The organism is Micromonospora sp. NPDC000663 (assembly GCF_042898105.1).
Classification (GTDB): Bacteria; Actinomycetota; Actinomycetes; order Mycobacteriales; family Micromonosporaceae; genus Micromonospora.
Genome location: NZ_JBIAYR010000001.1, coordinates 1,221,098 through 1,240,101, shown reverse-complemented (window position 1 = coordinate 1,240,101; position 19,004 = coordinate 1,221,098). Strand labels below are relative to the sequence as shown.

Annotated in this window: 13 protein-coding genes and 3 tRNA genes; 9 read left to right on the top strand and 7 right to left on the bottom strand. The window is 74.8% G+C overall.

The genetic code is table 11. From position 1 onward, the window contains the following. The first annotated feature begins 4 nt into the window (after positions 1-4). Together ACFY1S_RS05925 and ACFY1S_RS05920 are read left to right on the top strand one after the other, a co-directional pair. Positions 5-3,172, top strand: a complete 3,168-nt coding sequence (locus ACFY1S_RS05925) for an FtsX-like permease family protein (protein WP_387113246.1) — start codon at positions 5-7, stop codon at positions 3,170-3,172. Then, positions 3,169-5,922, top strand: coding sequence for an ABC transporter permease (locus ACFY1S_RS05920; protein WP_387113244.1), 2,754 nt, complete (start codon positions 3,169-3,171; stop codon positions 5,920-5,922). Before ACFY1S_RS05925 ends, ACFY1S_RS05920 begins: the two co-directional genes overlap by 4 nt. Before the next feature lie 87 nt (positions 5,923-6,009). Here ACFY1S_RS05920 and ACFY1S_RS05915 read toward each other — a convergent pair. The 3 genes from ACFY1S_RS05915 to ACFY1S_RS05905 form a co-directional block, all read right to left on the bottom strand. Then, positions 6,010-6,084 (bottom strand) — tRNA-Val (locus ACFY1S_RS05915). Positions 6,085-6,098: 14 nt separating this feature from the next. Beyond that, positions 6,099-6,169: transfer RNA gene (locus tag ACFY1S_RS05910), tRNA-Cys, on the bottom strand. 34 nt (positions 6,170-6,203) lie between these two features. Beyond that, positions 6,204-6,276, bottom strand: a tRNA-Gly gene (locus ACFY1S_RS05905). 408 nt (positions 6,277-6,684) lie between these two features. Between ACFY1S_RS05905 and ACFY1S_RS05900 the strand changes: the two genes are divergently transcribed. Together ACFY1S_RS05900 and ACFY1S_RS05895 are read left to right on the top strand one after the other, a co-directional pair. Further along, positions 6,685-7,287: a TetR/AcrR family transcriptional regulator gene (locus ACFY1S_RS05900; protein ID WP_364374827.1), complete on the top strand. Its 603-nt coding sequence runs from the start codon at positions 6,685-6,687 to the stop codon at positions 7,285-7,287. A gap of 163 nt (positions 7,288-7,450) precedes the next feature. Then, a complete protein-coding gene (locus ACFY1S_RS05895; protein ID WP_387113242.1) occupies positions 7,451-10,381 on the top strand; it encodes a M36 family metallopeptidase in 2,931 nt (976 codons plus the stop codon). An 82-nt stretch (positions 10,382-10,463) separates the two neighbouring features. Here the strand turns inward: ACFY1S_RS05895 and ACFY1S_RS05890 are convergent, their stop codons facing one another. Beyond that, positions 10,464-11,300, bottom strand: a complete 837-nt coding sequence (locus tag ACFY1S_RS05890; protein WP_387113240.1) for a hypothetical protein — start codon at positions 11,298-11,300, stop codon at positions 10,464-10,466. A 177-nt stretch (positions 11,301-11,477) separates the two neighbouring features. Between ACFY1S_RS05890 and ACFY1S_RS05885 the strand changes: the two genes are divergently transcribed. The 5 genes from ACFY1S_RS05885 to ACFY1S_RS05865 all read left to right on the top strand — a co-directional run bounded on the left by ACFY1S_RS05885 (position 11,478) and on the right by ACFY1S_RS05865 (position 15,961). Continuing rightward, complete coding sequence (locus tag ACFY1S_RS05885) at positions 11,478-12,146, top strand: class I SAM-dependent methyltransferase (protein ID WP_387113238.1); 669 nt, start codon at positions 11,478-11,480, stop codon at positions 12,144-12,146. Between the two features lie 9 nt (positions 12,147-12,155). After that, on the top strand, positions 12,156-13,325 hold the full coding sequence (locus ACFY1S_RS05880) for a cytochrome P450 (protein WP_387113236.1): 1,170 nt from the start codon (positions 12,156-12,158) through the stop codon (positions 13,323-13,325). A gap of 24 nt (positions 13,326-13,349) precedes the next feature. After that, a complete protein-coding gene (locus tag ACFY1S_RS05875) occupies positions 13,350-14,195 on the top strand; it encodes a polysaccharide deacetylase family protein (protein ID WP_387113234.1) in 846 nt (281 codons plus the stop codon). Positions 14,196-14,264: 69 nt separating this feature from the next. Next, positions 14,265-15,197, top strand: coding sequence for an ABC transporter ATP-binding protein (locus ACFY1S_RS05870; protein ID WP_387113232.1), 933 nt, complete (start codon positions 14,265-14,267; stop codon positions 15,195-15,197). Continuing rightward, positions 15,194-15,961, top strand: coding sequence for an ABC transporter permease subunit (locus tag ACFY1S_RS05865; RefSeq protein ID WP_387113230.1), 768 nt, complete (start codon positions 15,194-15,196; stop codon positions 15,959-15,961). The genes ACFY1S_RS05870 and ACFY1S_RS05865 overlap by 4 nt, the downstream gene beginning before the upstream one ends. 31 nt (positions 15,962-15,992) lie before the next feature. On the opposite strand, the gene ACFY1S_RS05860 is transcribed toward ACFY1S_RS05865, so the two are convergent. From ACFY1S_RS05860 to bioD, 3 genes are read right to left on the bottom strand one after another with little or no spacing between them, the layout of a single operon-like run. Further along, positions 15,993-16,664 (bottom strand): response regulator, encoded by a 672-nt coding sequence (locus tag ACFY1S_RS05860; RefSeq protein ID WP_387113228.1) that lies wholly within the window; start codon positions 16,662-16,664, stop codon positions 15,993-15,995. Further along, positions 16,661-18,235: a sensor histidine kinase gene (locus ACFY1S_RS05855; RefSeq protein WP_387113226.1), complete on the bottom strand. Its 1,575-nt coding sequence runs from the start codon at positions 18,233-18,235 to the stop codon at positions 16,661-16,663. The genes ACFY1S_RS05860 and ACFY1S_RS05855 overlap by 4 nt, the downstream gene beginning before the upstream one ends. A 54-nt stretch (positions 18,236-18,289) precedes the next feature. Next, positions 18,290-18,994, bottom strand: a complete 705-nt coding sequence (gene bioD, locus ACFY1S_RS05850; RefSeq protein WP_364375032.1) for a dethiobiotin synthase — start codon at positions 18,992-18,994, stop codon at positions 18,290-18,292. Positions 18,995-19,004: the final 10 nt, after the last annotated feature.

Genomic DNA, 19,004 nt, shown 5'->3' with positions numbered 1-19,004 from the left:
GACGATGCTGAGGCTGGTCAGCCGGCGTGCCCGCGCGCAGTGGCCGTTGCTGGCAGCCCTCCTCGGTGTCGTCACGATAGGCGCGACACTGCTCGGGACCTGCACCCTGCTGGTCACCCGCACGGCCGAGCGGGCACTGGAGGTCGCCATGGCCCGCGCCGCTCCCGCCGCCGTCGACGCGACCGTCTACACCGGAACCGTCGAGGGCCCGGACGTCCCGTCCGTCGCCGCCGACACCCGTTCCGTCGTGGCCTCCGCGTTCGCACCGTTCCCGGTGACGACGACCGCGCGGGCCTCGACGGTGTTGCGAGCGCTGCCGCCCGCCCTCGCCCCGGGCACCACGGTCGGGGCCCAGGCGTACCTGTCCGGGATGGACGACCTGCCGACCCGCGCCGAACTGGTCACCGGGCGCTGGCCGCAGCACCCCGGCGACGCGGTGCTGCTGGAGTCCACCGCCCACCTGCTCGGCCTCACCCCCGGCCAGCGGGTACGCCTCGGCACCGAGTTGGCCCACCCGCCCGTCCCGGCCATCGACGTGACAGTCGTCGGTGTCGTACGCCCGCTGCCGGGACGCGGCTGGGAGCGCGACCCGCTCGCCGCGGCCGGCTCCGCCACCGGCTACCGGGACGGCCGCTTCCTGCAGCCGGTGAACGCCTACGGCCCGTTCCTCGTGGACCTCGCCGACCTGGTCACCACCGGAGCCACAGTCGACCGGATGGAGATCGCCGCCCATCCGGACCTGTCCCACGCCAACCGCAGTGACCTGGAATCCATGGCCGGAGGCGTCCGCGACGCCGACCGCCGGCTGGCCGGCACCCTCGGCGACCGTGTCACGCTCGCCCGTGTCGCCTCCGACCTGCCGCTGACCCTGCGGGCCGCCGACGACCAGCGACACGTCACCGCCGCCGTCGTGCTCGCCATCGCCGTCCTCGGCGGTGTCCTGACCGCGACGGCACTCGTCCTCGCCGGCCGGCTGACCGCGGGCATACGCGCCGACGAGACCGCCCTGCGGTCCGCCGTGGGCACCAGCCGTCGCCAACTCGCCGCCACCGCGACACTCGAGGCCGGAATCGTCGCCGCCGTGGCCGCCGCGCTCGCGACACCCGCCTCGTCGGCAGTGCACGCCGGCCTGACCCGTCTGCCACCACTTGACGACGCCGGCCTGACCGTACGGCCTGCCATCGTCGGTGCCCAGGTCCTCGCGGTCGCCGGTGGCGCGCTGGTGCTCGCCGCCGTCCTCACCGTCCTGGCGATCCGGCCCGTCCCGGCAGCCGGCGACCGGGGCACCCGCCGTGAACTGCTGGCCCGCTCCGGCGCCGACCTGCTGCTCGCGGTGTTCGCCGCCGCCGGGTGGTGGCAGCTGTACGCGCAGCCCACCGCCGCCAGCCCTCGCGCCGACGCGGTCCGGGTGCTCGCGCCGGCGCTGCTGCTCACCGCAGGTGCCGCCCTGGCGCTCCGGGTGGTACTGCCCGCCCTGCGCGGCGTCGACCGGCTGGCGTACCGCGCCCGCGGGCTGGCGCTCCCGCTGGCGGTCGCCGAGGCCGCCCGCCGGCCCCAGGCGGTCGCCGCCGGGCTGCTGGTCGGGCTGGCCTGCGCGTCCGCGACCTTCGGCCTCGCCTTCGACAGCACGTGGCACCAGTCGCAGCGGGACCAGGCCGCGCTCGCCGTCGGCACCGACCTCGCACTCACCCTCGGCACGGCCCCGGTGGCCGGAGACGGCGCGCTCGTCGGCGCGGCCACCGCGGGGGCGGTGAGCCCGGCCCTCGACCGTGGTACCACAGTCGGTCAGTGGCTCGGCACGGCAGGCGACGCGCCCCGCCTGGTCGCCGTCGACACCATCCGCGCCGACGCGCTGCTGCGCGGGCGGGTGGACAGCGACCGAGGATGGGCCGACGTCGCCGCCACGCTGGCGCCACGCACCCGGGTCACCGGCCTCGCCGTTCCGGCCGGCGCCCCACTGGTCCTGAGCGGAACCGCGGCCGGCGACACCCCGCTGACCGTGACGCCCCGGCTGCTGTTGCAGGACGCCGCCGGCCTCCGCACGTCCTGCACCGGTCCCCCCGTACCGCTCGACGGCCGGGAGGTGCGGCTGCCCGCCTGCGCGACGGCCGACGGGCTGCGCCTCGTCGCCGTCGCTCTGCCGGTCACCACCGACGCGGTCGGCGGCCCGGTGGCCGTAGCCGTCACGCTCACCGTGCCGCCCGCCGGGTCGGCGGAGAGGGCAACTGACGGATCGGACTGGACCGCCACGTCCGCGCCACCGGTCCCGAGCAGGGTGAGCGGTCCGGCCGTCACGGTGTCCACCACGCCGACGGGAACCGCGCTGCGGATGGCCGCGACCGTCGAGCTCGGCGGCGCCGACGATGCCGCCCGGACCCTCGTCGCCAGCGCCTTCCCGGACCCCGGACCGGTGCCCGTCGCCGTCTCCGCCCGCTTCGCCGACGAGGTCGGCGCCGACAGCGGCAGCAAGCTCAGTGTCACGATCGGCATCACGCCCGTCCCGATCGTCGTCACCCAGGTCGTGCCGACCGTACCGTCCGCCCCCGGCGCCGTCGCCATCCTGGCCGACCTGGACACGCTGTCCCGCGCACGCGTCGTCACAGGCGATCTGACGTTCCCGGTCGACGCCTGGTGGGTCGGCCACCCCGCCGGTCCCGGCGCCGCCGAACGGGCCACCGCCCTGCACCTGGGCACCGTCACGACCCGCGAGGCGGAGACCGCCCGCCTCACCGGCGGCCCGCTGCGCGCCGGGCTGCCGGGCGCGCTCCGGCTCATCGTCCCGGCCGCGGCCCTGCTCCTGCTCGCCGGCGTCGTCCTGCACGTCACCTGCGATCTCCAGGTCCGCGCCGTCGAGGTGGCGCGGCTGCGCGGCCTGGGAATGTCCCGACGCGACATCCGGGCCGTGCTGCTCGGCCAGCACGCCGGCGTCCTGCTGCCCCTGCTCGCGGCGGGCGCGGCCGTCGGTGCGCTCGCCACCCACGTCGTCGCTCCCCTGCTCGTACGCTCCGACACCGGAACCGCGCCCGTCCCGGCCGCCCAGCCACAGTGGCCGTGGCCGGCCGAGGCCGCACTACTCGCCATCCTGCTGGCCGGATGCCTGCTGGCGGTCGTCGTCGTGGTCACCGTCCAGGTCCGCCGGGCCGACGCCGCGCACCTGCGGGTGGCGCCGTGAAGCGGTGGCTGGCCCGCCGGTGGCCGACGCCGCATTGGCCCAGCATCCGCGGCCGGGGCCGGACCGACGCCGGACCGCTGCTGCTCACCGCCGCCGTCATCGCGGCCGTCGCGCTGCTCGCCGGTGCCGTGCCGGCGCTGCTGCGCGCCGCCGCCGACGACGCCGTCCAGGACATGGCCCGCCGCTCCGGCCACGACTCGAACGTCCTCGCACACGCCGACTGGGAACGGGACGACGGCCCGACCGGCGGGCGGGTACGGACAGCCAGCCTCGCCGACGACGTCGACGACTTCCGCGCCCGGGCGACGGACGCGCTCGGGCCCGACCTGGACGCCGCACTGCTTCCGCCCATCGCCGTCGTCAACGGCCCGATCCTGAGCATCACCGACGGCGACATGCCGCGTACCTTCCAGTTCACCTATCTGGCCGGTGACGCCGGCGGCCCGGACGTGACCTGGGTGGCCGGCAGCGCGCCCGGCTCCGCCGTCCCCGACGAGTACCTGGAGACCCCCTACGACGGACCGCCCTGGCCGGTGCAGGTGGGCCTCTGCGAGGCGGATGCCGCCGCGCTCCACCTCGGCCCCGGCGATCGGATCCCGGTCAGGGACGGCCGGGGTCGCGACAGGGACGTCCGGATCAGCGGGATCTACCGACCCGCGGACAGCGGCGATCCTGCCTGGCTCCTGGCTCCGGCGCTCCTGCGCCCCGTGCCCGGCGCCGACGGCGTGGGCGTCACCCGGTTCGCCGGCCTGCTGTCGCGCGAGTCGTTACCGGACGCCCGGCTCGCCGTGGACCAGAACCAACTGCGACGCACGGTCCACTTCGCCCCCGAAGCCGACGCGCTCAGCTGGGACACCAGCGCGACGCTCGCCAGCCAGGTGGTCAAACTCAAGGCGGCCTCCGGCTCGTCAGGCGCCCGCGACGAGTCCCTGAAGTGGGAGTCGCAGCTCGACACCACCCTGCGCGCCGCCCGTACGCGGATCAGCGCCGTGTCCGCACAGGCCGCCGTCCTACTCACCGGGGTCCTCACCGCCACGGTGCTGGTCCTGCTGCTCGCCGCCGACCTGCTGGTGCGCCGCCGTACCCCGGCGCTGGGCGCCGCCCGGCAGCGTGGGGCGGCGCTACCTGACCTCGGCGCCGAACTGATAGCCGAGTCCACAGTGGTGTGCCTGTCGGCCGCCGCCGTCGGGCTCGCGCTCGCCCGCACGGTGGCTCCGGGCGTCTCCTGGTCCTGGGTCGTTCCGGTGATCCTGGCCGGTGTCGTCGCCGGGCCGGCGTTCGGCACCCTCGCCGCCGCCCGCGCCAGCCGCGACCGGCGGCAACCCGCCAACCCGGCCGCCCGACGCTGGATCCGGGCGACCGGCCAACTGCGCCGCGCCGCCGTGGAGGCCGCGGTCCTCGTCGCCGCGGTCGCCGCCCTCGTCACACTGCGCCAGCGCGGGCTCCTGCCCGCCGCCTCCGGCGGCGACACCGGTGAGCTGACCAGCGAACAGATCCTGCCGATCAGCGCACCCGCTCTGGGCGTGCTCGTCGGCGCGCTCGTCCTGCTCCGGCTGCTGCCCTTCGGGGCGCGGTTCGCGCTCCGGCAGGCTCTGCGCTCGCGCCGCCCGCTTGCCGTGTTCGGTGCCGCTCGGGCGGCGACCACGGCCGGGCGGGCGCTGCCGCTGCTGGTTCTGGTGAGCACCACGGCGCTCGCGTCGTTCGCGCTCATCCTCGGCGCCACGGTCACCCGGGGCCTGGCCGACGGCGCGTGGAGCGCCGTCGGCGCCGACGCCCGCCTCGACGTGGGCGCCGACGCCGAGGCCGCCACGCCCGCACTCGTCGAGCGCATCGCCGCCGCACCCGGGGTGGAGCAGGTCGTCGTCGCGCAGGTGACGGACTCGGCGCGCGTCTTCACCGATTCGACACTGTCCACCCCACGCCTGGTCATCGTGGACGCCGCCGCGTTCGGACGCCTGCTGGCCACCACCCCGCTGCCCGACGCGCCGGCGCTGGCCCGGCTCACGGCACCCGGCCCCGGGGACGTCCCGGCGCTGGTCCGGTCGAGCGACGGCGATGTGCGGCCCGGCACGCGGTTGCAGCTTCCCCGCGACGGCGGTCCGGCGATCCACCTCGTCGCGGTCGGTGCCGCGCCCTCCGTCGGGGGCGCCGATGACGTCGTCATCGTGGACGCCGCGGCCCTCGCCGACGCCGGGCTGCCCGCCGTTCCGAACACCGTCTGGGTGACCGGTCCCGGCGCGGCGCGGGCCGTGTCGAACGGCGGCGTCGCCGCCGACGTCGTCCTACGCCCGGACGTCCTGCGGGCGCAGCGGGTGGCTCCGTTGACCGCAGGGCTGCTCCGGCTGGCGTGGACGGCCGCCGCGGTGCTGCTGGCGTTGGGGTTGCTCGGCCTCGCGCTCGGGGCCGCCGCGGGTGCGTCGGAGCGGTGGCAGACCCTGACCCGGCTACGGACCCTCGGTCTGCGGCCACGCGACGCCCGCTGGGTCGCCGCCGGAGAACTGCTGCCGCCGGTCGTGGTCGCCGCCGTGTGCGGCCCGCTACTCGGGGCCCTCCTGGCGCGCCTGACGCTCGGCCCGCTCGACCTGCGTCTGCTCACCGGCCAGGCCGCCGACCCGGGGGCGGTCCTGCCTTGGTGGCTGCTCGGCCTGGTGAGCGTGGCGCTGCTGGCGGCGGCCGTCACCGTCGTACCTGTCGAGTCGGCGCTGCGGCGACGCGACCGGCTGAGCGAGGTCCTCCGCGCCGGCGGGTGACGGGAGGCCGATCGGGCCCGGCTGATCACTCCGGAAACGGAAATCGTCGAGACCCGGTACCGGGTCTCGACGAATCACCTGTCCATCTGGTGGGCGATACTGGGTTTGAACCAGTGACCTCTTCCGTGTCAAGGAAGCGCGCTCCCACTGCGCCAATCGCCCGTGCATAAATGCCGAGGTGGGGACGGGATTTGAACCCGCGTACACGGCTTTGCAGGCCGTTGCCTCGCCTCTCGGCCACCCCACCGAGGTTGCCCCCGTCATGCGTGGCGGCAGCTCCGAGCGGACGACGGGATTCGAACCCGCGACCCTCACCTTGGCAAGGTGATGCGCTACCAGCTGCGCTACGTCCGCACGCCCCCGGCGTTCCCGGGTGACGGATGAGAACTTTAGCCGAGCCCGGGAACGACTGCCAACTCGGGGGGCGTCTCGGCGCGTCCCGTCCCGTTCCGGTGACTCGGGCGGTCGCGCCGGACGAGATCACGACCACCGCCGGCCGGGCTTCCTAGGGGGCTGGCCTGGTGTCTCAATTGACGTTGTGCCGTCACACTCCGGCATCATTGGCACATCCGCGCACCGGCGGCCCAACCCCCGCCCACCAGCCTCCCCGCACCCGTTCGACGCGTGACGGACCTCGACGAACACCCTCAGAAGAACGACCGAGGGCACCTCCTGGAAGTGTCCGGCTTCCGACTGCCGCAGCGCGAATCGGACAGTGGCGGTAACTGTTCGTGTTCGGTCGGATGGGTTACGGTAACGGTCGTGACGAGACGTGCGGCCGAGATCCGCCTGGATGCCCTGCTGCGCACCGCCTGTGACGTGATCGTGGAGCGCGGTCTGGCCAACACCCGGACGGCGGACGTGGCGCAGGCCGCCGGTGTGAGCCAGGCGCTTGTCTTCTACCACTTCGCCACCAAGGAGCGGCTGCTCGCGCAGGCGTTCGCGTACGCGGTCGAGCAGGATCTGGCCCGACTGGACGCGGTGATCCGGTCCACGGCCCCGCCACTGACCAAGCTCCGCCGGATCCTCAAGCTCTACACACCGGCCGGGCGGGCCACCTCCTGGTCGATGTGGATCGACGGCTGGTCCGAGTCGCTGCGCACCCCCGAGCTGGAGAAGGTCTCCCGCCGGCTCGACCTGCGCTGGCGGCAGGACCTGGCAGCGGTCATCGCCGCCGGCGTGGCCGACGGCACCTTCCAGTGCGCCGACCCGGACGGGGCGGCCTGGCGGATCAGCGCGGTGATGGACGGCCTGGCCGTGCAGCTCGCCGTGCACGACCGGGTGATCTCCCGCCGACAGTTCGGCGAGTGGGTCCGGCTGGTCACCGCCCGGGAACTGGGCCTCGACCCGACCGAGCTGGACTGACCCGCTCCGGCGACCGGCCGCGCGCCGAATGGCGGGCCGACGACATTGCACAGGCTCCGGACCTTGCCCTGCCCCCGGCCGACTGATATCCACAGATGCGCATGCGTCACCGCGCAGCGTCGGTCGGCAACCGCCGGCCATCCCGCTCCCACGAGGAGGTCCTGTGCCACAACCGGAGTGGTCACCCCCGATGAGCCGGCGTCGACGCCGGCTCATCGCCATCCTGGCGACGACGGCCACGGCCGCCGCGTTGCTCCCCACCGGCGTGAGCACGGCGGCCCCCAGCGCGAACCCACCGTCCGCCGAGCGCAGGTCCGGCCCGTTCGCCGAGGGCCACCAACCCGCCGACGTCGACAACCGCACCGGTACGGCGGCACCCGACGCCCGCCAGCGCGGCCTGGCCCGCGCCGCGGACCCCGACGTGCGGTGGAACCGCCTCGGCACCCCGCAGGCGCTCGGCCCCGGCCGCACCCCCCTCGCCACCGGGCTGCCCACCGACCCCGAGGCCGCCGCCCGCGCCTACCTGACCGCCAACCGCGACCTGTACGGCATGGACGCCCCCACCGTCGCCGCCATGGAACGGGTGCTGGTACGCCCCATCGGCAGCGGCGCCGTGGTCACCCTCCGGCAACGCTTCGGCGACCTGCCGGCCGGACCGGACGGGCTCGTCACAGTCGCCGTCGCCGGCGGGTCGGTGCTCTCGGTCAGCTCCTCGCTGGCGCGCGACACCGGCACGCCGGCACCGGCCACCCGCACCGCCGAGCAGGCGTACGCCGCCGCGCTCGCCGACGCGGGGCTCGACGCCGGAGCGGTCGCCAGCCACACCGTGCGCGCCGTTGCGGTACCCACCCCGGTGGACGGCCCCCGATCCGCGTACGAGGTGACACTCATCGGCGCCGACAGCGACCACCCGGCCGCGTTCACCACCTACGTGGACGGCATCACCGGGAAGGTGCTCGTCCGGGAGGACCTCGTCGACTTCGACTCCGACAACCCGAGCTGGGCGGTCTTCCCGGCGACCCCGCCCCGCGACCTCGGCCCCGGGCAGGACCCACGGGTGCGCTGGTGCGGCGACCCGGCACCCGGTTGCCAGGCCGCCTTCCGTGACCCGGCCACCGGCCAGCCGTGGGACGTCGACGCGGCCACCGGCAAGCCCACCTTCACCTCGCGCGGCAACTCGGCCAACACGGTGCTGTCCTGGGGCAACAACACCCCTGTCGTCCCGGCGCCCACCAGCCCGGAGCGCCGCTACGAGTACCCGTTCACCGACCAGTGGCACCAGGCGAAGTGCAACCCGGAGGTGTTCACCTCCGCCCAGCGCAACGACGCGGACGCGTCGATCGCCAACCTCTTCGCCATGCACAACCGGATGCACGACTGGGCGTACCAGCTCGGCTTCACCGAGTCGGCGTGGAACCTCCAGGCGGTCAACCTCACAGCGGCCGGTCTGGGCGGTGACGCCGAGCAGGGCCGCGCCCAGCAGGGCGCGTTGACCGGCAACCGGAACAACGCCAACCAGGGCACGCCGCGCGACGGGCTGCCGCCGACCACCAACATGTACCTGTGGCAGCCGCAGGCGGGCGGACCGTACCCGCCGTGCGTCGACGGCGACTACGACATGACGGTGATCGGCCACGAGTACACGCACGCGATCACCAACCGGATGATCGCCGGCCCGGACAGCGGGATCGGCGGCCACCAGGGCGGGGCGATGGGCGAGTCGTGGGGCGATCTGCTCGCCGCCGAGTACCTCTACCAGAACGGCCTGCGCGCGCCCGGCGAGACGCCCTTCGTCACCGGCGGCTACGTGACAGGCAACCTGGTCAGCGGCATCCGCAACTACGACCTGAGCCGCAGTCCGCTCAACTACTCGGACATCGGCTACAACACCGGAGGCCCGGCGGTGCACGCCGACGGGGAGATCTGGGGCGCCACCAACTTCCGGGTCCGCTCCGCACTCGTCAAGCGGTACGGCCTCGGCACGCCCCAGCGGCAGGCGGAGTGCGCGCAGGGCAAGGTCGCCGCCGACAAATGCCCCGGCAACCGGCGCTGGTCGCAGCTGGTCTTCGACTCGTTCCTGCTCCAGGCGGCCAGCCAGGTCAGCATGCTCGACATGCGGGACAACATGCTCACCGCCGACCTGCTGCGCTTCGGCGGGGCGAACCAGGACCTGATCTGGGCGGAGTTCGCCCGCTCCGGGATGGGCCGCGACGCCGTCACCAACGGCGCCGCCGACACCGACCCGACGCCGAGCTTCGCGTCACCGCGCGGCGGCAACGCGACGCTCACCCTGCGCCCGCGCGGCGAGAGCGCCGAGGCGCCGATCCGGGTGTACGTCGGGGCGTACGAGGCCCGGGCGACGCCGATCGCGGACACCGACCCGGCGACCCCGATCCCGGACACGGTGGAGATGGTGGCCGGCACGTACGACCTGCTGGCGGTGGCGCCCGGCTTCGGGCACCAGCGACTCAGCGTGGTCGCCGACGCCGGCCGGAGCGGAATTGTCGACCTGTCGCTGAGCCGCAACCTCGCGTCCACCACGTCCGGGGCCACGATCAGCGGCGACGGGGTCAACCTGGACCGGATCGCCGACGACACCGAGGCCACGAACTGGGCCTCGGTGGACGGGGTGGCCGGGCGGCAGGTCACCGTGGCGCTGCCGGGCGGCGTGCCGCAGACCGTCAAGCGGGTGAACGTCAGCGCGATGCTGCGTCCCGCGGTGGCCGGGGACGTCGACACCGGCAGTCAGAACGCGCTGACCGCGCTGCGCTCGTTCGCGGTGTCCGCGTGCAACGCCCGGACCACCGACTGCGCGGACCCGTCGCGCTGGCAGCGGATCTACACGAGTGCTGCCGACGCGTTCCCCGGCGGGGCGTACCGGGCGTACAGCCGGGACATCAACCTGCGGACGTTCACGGTGCCCAGCACCGTCGCCACCCACCTGCGGCTGGAGGTGCTGGCCAGCCAGTGCACAGGCGGCCCGAACTACGCGGGTGAGCAGGACGACGACCCGGCCACGACGACCGACTGCGCGACCGCCAGCCCGGCGCGCAACCAGGTCCGGATCGCCGAGTTCCAGGCGTTCACCAGGTGACACCGTGGGGGCCGGCGGCGATCCGCCGGCCCCCACGGCTGGCGGCCCGCCGTCGGCGTACCCGATCGTCGGCGGCGGGCGGTCACCAGCGGCCGGCGGGTGCCGGCCGTTCCCAGAGCCGGTCCACAGGCGGCTCCTCGGCCTCGGTGGCCGCGGCCCGGGTCAGGTGGCGCAGTCGCAGCAGCAGCCCCACCCCGAGCGAGAGCAGCAGGCCGCCGAGCAGGAACGCGGCGTGCACCAGGCCGAACCCGCCGGCCTGCGAGACCGGACGGCCGGCAGCGGGCGGTGCGGCATCGACCGGCTGGTCCGCGACGGGCTCGTCGGCAGGCGTGCTCGCCGCCTCCTCCGGCTCGCCCGTCGGCTCGCTCGACGTCGGCGTCGCGCTCGGCTTTGGCGAAGCGGTGGCTGTGGCGCCCACCCCCACCACCGAACGGGTGGCGGTCTGCCGGGCCAGCAGCCGCAGGTTCGCGTCGTACGCCTCGGCGGCGAGGGTGATCCGCCCCTGGGTGACGTCCTCGTCGAAGGCCACCCGGTAGCGGGCCGTGACCGTGCGGCCTGGGCAGAGGGTGCCCGGGTCGAGCTGCCGGTCGGTCAGCCGGGCCACGTCTCCCTCGGTCCGGATCTCCAGCGGGAAGTCGCCGTTCTCCTCCACCCGGTCCATCTTCACCTGGTCGAGTCGGATGCCCCGCACGGTGAGCACCATCGACCAGCGCACCTTCGCGCAGCCGGCGCGCCGGTCCGTCTGCGAGACCACGGCGGAGATCGTGCGTACCTGGTCGCCGGCCGTGAACCGGGCCGGCAGGCCACTCATCTCGGTCGCGAAGGCCGCCTGTGCCGGTGCGGCCAGGGTCAGCAACGCCCCGGTCAGGCCGGCCAGCACCACCCCGGCCCTCAGCGCGTTCCGCCACACCGTCACCACCGCCGCCTCCGTTCGGTCGTCTCCACCTGGCAACGCTAGGAGCGGGCCGGTGCCCCGACCAGACGGGTGTGTTCGCACCGGGCGGCAAGCACGGGGTGGGTTTTCACCGACGGTGGTGAACCGGTCACCACTCCCCCGCGACACGCCGGGCGACTGGTCGCTGGAACAATCGGGCAGGTGTCCGAGCTCTCCAGCACCTTCGTCCGGCTGCACGCGCGGCTGGCCCCGGTCCCGTTCGTTCCCGAGGTGCGGCTGCACCAGGCGGACGAACCGATCGGGCTCTGGGAGCTGACCGAGGGAGAGTTCAGCACCGACCGTCCGCCACCGTTCTGGGCGTTCGCCTGGGCCGGCGGGCAGGCCCTCGCCCGCTACGTGACCGACCACCCGCAGGTGGTCGCCGGCCGCCGGGTGCTCGACCTGGCCTCCGGCTCCGGACTGGTGGCCATCGCCGCCGCCCGGGCCGGCGCGGCGTCCGTGCGGGCCGTCGAGGTAGACGAGCTGGCCGTCGCGGCCGTCGCGCTCAACGCCGAGGCCAACGGGGTACGCGTCGACGCCGAGTTCGGCGACATCCTCGACGGCGACGCCGGGGACGCCGAGGTGGTGCTTGCCGGTGACGTCTTCTACAGCGACGCGATGGCCCGTCGGGTGCTGCGGTTCCTGCTGCGCGCCGCCCGGGCCGGCGCGCCGGCGCTTGTCGGTGACCCCGGTCGGGCGTTCCTGCCCCGGGACCGCTTCGACGAGTTGGCCCACTACGACGTGCCGGTGCCGGAGGCGCTGGAGAGCGTGCGGGTGAAGCGCACCACCGTCTGGCAGTTGCGCCCCGGGCTGCCGGGAGCCGCCCGCTAGCGTGTCGGCGTGCTGTTCCGGAGCTGGGAGTCCGCGGTCGAGGCACCCGGGCCGGACGTCGTCGAGGTGACCGACCACGTCGGCGTACGCCATCTGGTCGTCACCAGGCACGCGCTGGTCCGGCAGGTCCTCGCGGACCCGGTCAGCTACCGGCCGGACAACGCGCTGGACGCGGTGACGCCGATGCCTGTGACGGCGCTGCGGGTGCTCGCCGGGCACCGGTTCCGGCTGCCGCCGACCCTCGCGAACAACTCGGGCGCCAGTCATCCGGCGATCCGGGCGATCGTGGCGGACGCGCTGCATCCCGCGCGGGTCGCCGCGCAGCGGCAGTGGCTCACCGCGCTGGTGCGGGGCCGGGTCGCCCGGCTCGGCGCCACGCTCGACGCCGGCCGGCCCGTCGACCTGTACGCCGATCTCGCCGCCGACCTGCCGCTGCTGGCGCTGGCCCGGCTGGTGGAGTTGCCGGACGCGCCGGTCGGTGCGGTCAAGGAGTTCGTCCGGGCCGCGCTGGAGTTGTTCTGGGCGCCGCTGGACGCCGACCGGCAGGTGGCGCTCGCCGACGAGGTGGGCAGGTTCCACGGCGTCCTGCGCGACTTCGCGGCCACCGGCGGTGGGCTTGCCGGCGACCTGCGCGCCGCCGGGCATCCGCCGGACGTGGTGGTAGGTGCGCTCTTCTTCCTGCTGGTCGCCGGGCAGGAGACGACCTCGCAGTTCCTCACCCTGCTGCTGCACCGGCTCGCCGGCGAACCGGCGGTACGGGACGGGCTGCGGACCGGCGACGTCGCGGTCGCCGACGTGGTGGAGGAGGGCCTGCGGCTGGAACCGCCGATCGTCACGTGGCGGCGGGTGGCGGCGGTGGACGGCACGGTCGGCGGGACTGACGTGCCGGCGGGCACCAGCCTCGTGCTGTGGCTGGGCCGCGCCGGCCGCGATCCGGCGGTCGTCGAGTCGCCCGACGAGTTCCGCCCCGGCCAGCGCGGATCGCGCCGGCACCTGGCGTTCGGGGCGGGCGCGCACCGCTGCGTCGGTGACGTCCTGGCCCGGATGGAGGCGGCAGTCGTGGTGGCCGAGGCCGCGCCGCTGTTGGACGGGATCCGGGTCGTCCGCCCGCCCTGGTGTCCGGACAATCTCACCTTCCGGATGCCTGACGCCTTCGTGGTGCGGCGACCCCCGGGCTGATCTCCACTCGGTATGTTTCCGGGCGTGTCCGCCACCCCATCCCGTCGGATCCGTGTCGTCACAACGCTTCTGGCTCTGCTGGCGCTGAGTGCCTGCACAGTCGGGCCGACGTTCCACGCGCGCCGGATCGCCACGACCCCGCTGCCGACCCCGTCCGCCCCGACGCCGTCGGCCTCGCCGTCGCCCACGGCAAAGCCCACACCGGGGAGCCTGGCCTGGTACGTGTCCCAGGTGCCGACGTTCCCGCCCGCGCCGCCACCGCAGCCGGTGCCGCTGCCGGCGACCGGTTCTGCCCCGTTCTGGCACCGGCTGCCGACCGAGCAGCCTGTCGCCTTCATCACCATCGACGACGGCGGGCTGGCCCGGCCACCCGCCGTGATCGACTTCATCCGGGAGGCGCGCATCCCGGTCACGATGTTCCTCAACTCGCCGGCGGCGCAGGAGCACACCGACTACTTCCGGCAGATCGAGGCGGCCGGTGGGGTCGTCGAGAACCACACGATCACGCACACCTCGCTGGCCGGCCGGTCGTACGCCTTCCAGAGGCAGGAGATCTGCGGGGCGGCGGACCGGTTGGAGACCCTGTTCGGCAGGCGACCCACCCTGTTCCGCCCGCCGTTCGGCAACCGCGACGCCAGCACCCTGCGGGCGGCGCACGACTGCGGCATGAGGGCCGTCTTCCACTGGTCCGAGACCGTCCACGAGGGGAAGGTGCGCTACCAGACCCCGGAGAAGGTCGTACGCCCCGGCGACGTGCTGCTCATGCACTTCCGACCGGCACTCATGGACGACCTGCTGGGAGCGTTGAAGGCGATCCACCGGGCCGGGCTCACGCCGGCGCTGCTGGAGGACTACCTGCCGCTGACCTGACCAAAGTCAGGGTCGGCTGGTGCCGTTCGGGCGCGGTGGGACGACCTCCCCCACGCCTACCGTCACCGCATGATCACATTACGTGGGTTGACGAAACGGTTCGGTGCGACGGTCGCTGTCGACGCCCTGACCGTCGACGTCGCACCCGGCCGGGTCACCGGGTTCCTCGGCCCCAACGGCGCCGGCAAGTCCACCACCATGCGGATGATCCTCGGGCTGGACCGGCCCACCGCCGGGCAGGCCCTCGTCGGCGGACGGCCGTACCTGGAGATGCGCCAGCCGCTGCGCGAGGTGGGCGCGCTTCTCGACGCCCGCGCCATCCACCCGGCCCGGTCCGGACGGGCGCACCTCCTGGCCATGGCCCGCAGCAACGGGATCCCGGCCGGACGGGTCGACGAGGTGCTGGACATCGTCGGGCTGGACGGACCGGCCGCCGGGAAACCCGGCCGGACCCTGTCGCTCGGCATGGGCCAACGGCTCGGCATCGCCGGCGCGCTGCTCGGCGACCCGCCGGTGCTGATGTTCGACGAGCCGGTCAACGGCCTCGACCCGGACGGGGTGCGCTGGGTGCGCCAGCTCACCCGGACCCTGGCCGACGAGGGACGTACCGTCTTCGTCTCCAGCCATCTGATGAGCGAGATGCAGCTCAGCGCCGACCAGCTCGTGGTGATCGGCCGGGGCCGGCTGCTCGCCGACGCCCCCGTCGCCGAGGTGATCGCCGGCAGCGGGGTGGCGGTCCGCGTCCGCAGTCCGCACCCGGACGCCCTGGCCACCCTGGCCGCGCACCTCACCGCCGCCGGGGCCACCGTCGAGCCGGCCGGCCCGGACGAGCTGACCGTCACCGGCACCACCGCCGACCGCGTCGGCGACCTGGCACACGAGCTGGGGGTACGACTGCACGAGCTGAGCGCGCACGGCGCCTCGCTGGAGCAGGCGTTCATGGAGCTGACCGCCGACAGCGTCGAGTACGCGGGCGGCCCGACCGGAGGTGGCGCCCGATGAACGGCTCTCTGCGCGGCGCGGTGGCCGCCGAGTGGACCAAGCTCTCCTCGGTCCGGAGCACCTGGTGGACCGTCCTGGCCGGACTGCTGCTGATGGCGGCGAGCGCCGGGCAGCTGGCCATCTACGTCGCCAACGGCAACACCAACGACGACCTCACCGACAACGCGGGTGTCGTCACCGTCGGCAGTGTGGTGATCGACGCGGTCGAGCTGACCCAGTACGCGGTGCTGGCGCTGGGCCTGCTGGCGGTCACCGCCGAGTTCACAAGCGGCACCATCCGGACCACCCTGCAGTGCACCCCGTCGCGCGGTCGCGTACTGCTGGCCAAGGCCGTGGTCGCCGGCGCGGTGACATTCGTGCTCGGGCTGCTGCTGGGCGGTGTCGGCACAGTGGTCGCCCGGCCCGTCCTCGGCGAGTGGGGCACCGCGCCGGCAGCCGACACGATCGGCGACGTCGTGGCGGTGGCCACCTACCTGGCGCTTGTCGGCGTCCTCGCGTTGGGTCTCGGTGCGGCGCTGCGCAGCGCGGTGCTCACGATCATCGTGCTCCTCGCCACCCTGATGATCGTGCCGCTGTCCCTGCAGGAGCCGGACATCGCCGTGCTCAACCGGATCGCCGACGTGTTCCCCGGGGTGGCCGGCGGGCACTTCCTGGCCGGCGACACCGACCCGTACCCCGCAGCGGTCGGGCTGCTCCTGCTCGCCGGATGGGCCGCAGCGGCGCTGCTGCTGGGCCGTGCCGCGCTGCGCCGGCGCGACGCCTGAGTCGCTGAGCGGGGGCCGGACCGGCCCCCGCTCAGCCGTCGACCAGCCCCGCCTCGTACGCGAGGATCGCCGCCTGCACCCGGTTCCGCACGCCCAGCCGGGTGAAGATGCTTGTCAGGTAGCTCTTCACAGTGCCCTCCACCAGGTGCAGCCGGCGGGCGATCTCCGCGTTGGACAGCCCCGCCCCGACCAGCGCCAGCACCTCCCGTTCCCGCTCGGTCAACCCGGCGGTCCGGTCCCGCGCGGCCGGTCGACGGGCCAACCGCCCCGCGCCCAGCTCGATCACCCGCCGGGCCACCCGCGGCGACAGGTACGCCCCGCCGTCGGCGACCGCGTGCACGCCGGCGATCAGCTCACGCGGGTCGCCGGCCTTGAGCAGGAACCCGTTGGCGCCGTGCCCGAGCGCCCGGGCCACGTGGTCGTCCTCGCCGAACGTGGTCAGCAGGATCGTCGCGGTCTCCGGCACGACCCGGCGGATCTCGGCGGCGGCGGACAGCCCGTCCAGCCTCGGCATCCGGATGTCCAGCAACGCCACCCGGGGCCGGTGCGCACGGACCAGCTCCACCGCCCTGTGCCCGTCGCCGGCCTCGGCGACCACCTCGATGCCGGGATCGGTGGCGAGGATGGCCCGGACACCCACCCGGATCATCGCCTCGTCGTCGGCGAGGACCACCCGCACGGGTCCGGTCGTTTCGGTGATCACTGCGTGATCCGCTCCTTGCTGGCCAGCCGGCCGTCGGTGAAGCAGAGCCGCCACGTCGGCGCGGCGAGCGGGAAATTGCCGTCGGTGTAGTACTCGCAGCCCGGCTCCGACGTCCCGAGCGGCCCGGTGAGCTGTCGGCGGGGCAACCCGGGCAGGTCGGCGCGTGGGGTGCCGGGCCGCATCCGGTCGTACACCGACTCGCTCAGCACCGTGCCGGCCGTGGCGAACGGGTAGTAGACGAGCGACAGCACCAGCGCCAGACCGGCCGGGGCGGCGAGCGCGGTCACCAGGCTGCGCCGGACCCGGCGGCGGGCCTCACCGAGCCGCCGCTCGATCCCACAGTCGTCGTCACCCGCGTCCGGGTCGAGGGGAGCCGCGGACCACCCTCCGGCCGGCACGTTTGTGGACGGGTCGGCGGGCAGGGGCAGCCGGGCCCGCACCCGGAAACCACCGTCGGGGCACGGGCCGGTGTCCAGCACGCCGCCGGCCAGCCGTACCCGCTCGGCGAGGGCGAGCAGCCCGCTGCCCGAGGACGCCGGTACGGGCGGCCGGTCGGCGGGCGACGGCCCGTTGCGTACCCGCACCTCGATCCCGTCCCCTTCGGGGGCGAGCGTGACGGTGACCGGTGCGCCCGGGGCGTACCGGGCCGCGTTGGTGAGCGCCTCCCGGACCACCCGGTGCGCGGCGGCCCCGGTCATCCCGGGCGCCTCGGCGGCGCCGGCCTCGACGTCCAACCGGACCGCCATCCCGGCCTCCCGCGCCCCGTTGACCAGGTCGACGACTGTCTCCCCCACCGGCGCGACGCCGGCCGGGCGGCCCTCCTCGCGCAGCACCCCGATGATGTCGTGCAGCCGCTCGGTCGCCGCCGCCACACTGGCCCGCAGCTCACCCACCGCCGCCCGGTGCGCCGGCGGCAGGTCGTCGGCCAGCTCCAGGGCGGCGGCCCGCAACGCGATCAGGCTGAGGCCGTGGCCCAGCGAGTCGTGCATCTCCTCGGCGATGCGGGCCCGCTCCCGCAACCGGATCCGCTCGGCGGCGCCCCGCCGCTCGCGGGTCGACGCCTCGACGTGGCGGCGGGCGGCGTCGGTCAGCTCCCGCTGCTGGCGGCGGTACCGGCCCACCAGCCAGGGGAACACGCCTGCGAACAGCAGCACCGAGGCCAGCAGGAACCAGGTGGCCGCGCCGGTGCCGAGCAGCCCCAGGTTCAGCACCGTGCCGCCGACCGCGATCACACCGAAGACCACCGCGGCCGGCGTCGCGCCAGCGCTGCGGCGACCGGTCAGATAGCTGAACACCGGTATCGCGAAGACGAAGTTGCCGTCCACCAACGAGCCGAGCACCGCCAGCAGCAGTCCGACAAGCGGCAGGCGCCGCGCCGACACCACAGCCACCGCCAGCACCGCCAGCGAACCGACAAGCATCGCGACGTCCCACGGCGGGGACGGCGGGCTCAACCTGGCGCCGGCTATCGGGGCGGCGAGCACCGCCCAGAGCAACACGTCCAGCAGTGGGCGCCGCCACCGCGACACCCGCCGCGGCGCACCGACCGCCAGGCGGTCCAGAATCCTCACGGCGGTCAGGCTACCCACGCCCGACCTGCCCGGACACCGACGAAAGTCGGGTGTTCAGCTGCTCTCCTCGGCCCAGGTCCGCCAGTCGTCGAGCACCCCGTGCAGGGCCGGGGTGAGCCAGCCCGGCGCCGAACGCCGGAACACGCCCGGGTCCATCGCGCCGGCGCCGTCGGGCACCGCGCCGAGCAGGTTCGGCACCAGGTCGGTGAGGTTCGTCCAGTGCACCAGCTCCGGCGTGGCCGGCCAGGCGCCGATCACCACGCCCGCCGGCACCGCCCGCCGGTCCAGCGCCTCCAGGGTCAGCGCGGTGTGGTTGAGCGTGCCCAGGCCGGCGCGGGCGACCACCACCGCTGGCGCGCCGAGCGACACCGCCAGGTCGGCCATCGTCCACGGCTCGCCCGACGGGCGCAGGCCCATCGGCACCAGCAGCCCACCGGCGCCCTCCACAAGCACCAGGTCGTGCTTGTCGGTCTCGTCGCGTACGGCGTCCACCGCCGTGTACAGCTCCAACGGCGGCAGGTCGGCCACCCGGGCGGCGGCCAGCGGCGCCAGCGGATCCGGGTAGCTGGCCAGCGTACGGCCGGTCAGCGGCGCGGCGAGCCGGTTCACCGCGTCCACGTCACCCGGTTCGCCGCTGGCCGTACCCGTCTGGCCCGGTTTGACCACTGCCACCCGCAGTCCGGCGGCCTGCGCGGCTGCCGTGATCGCCGCGGTCACCACGGTCTTGCCGACCTCGGTGTCGGTGCCGGTGACCAGCACCACTCCCTGC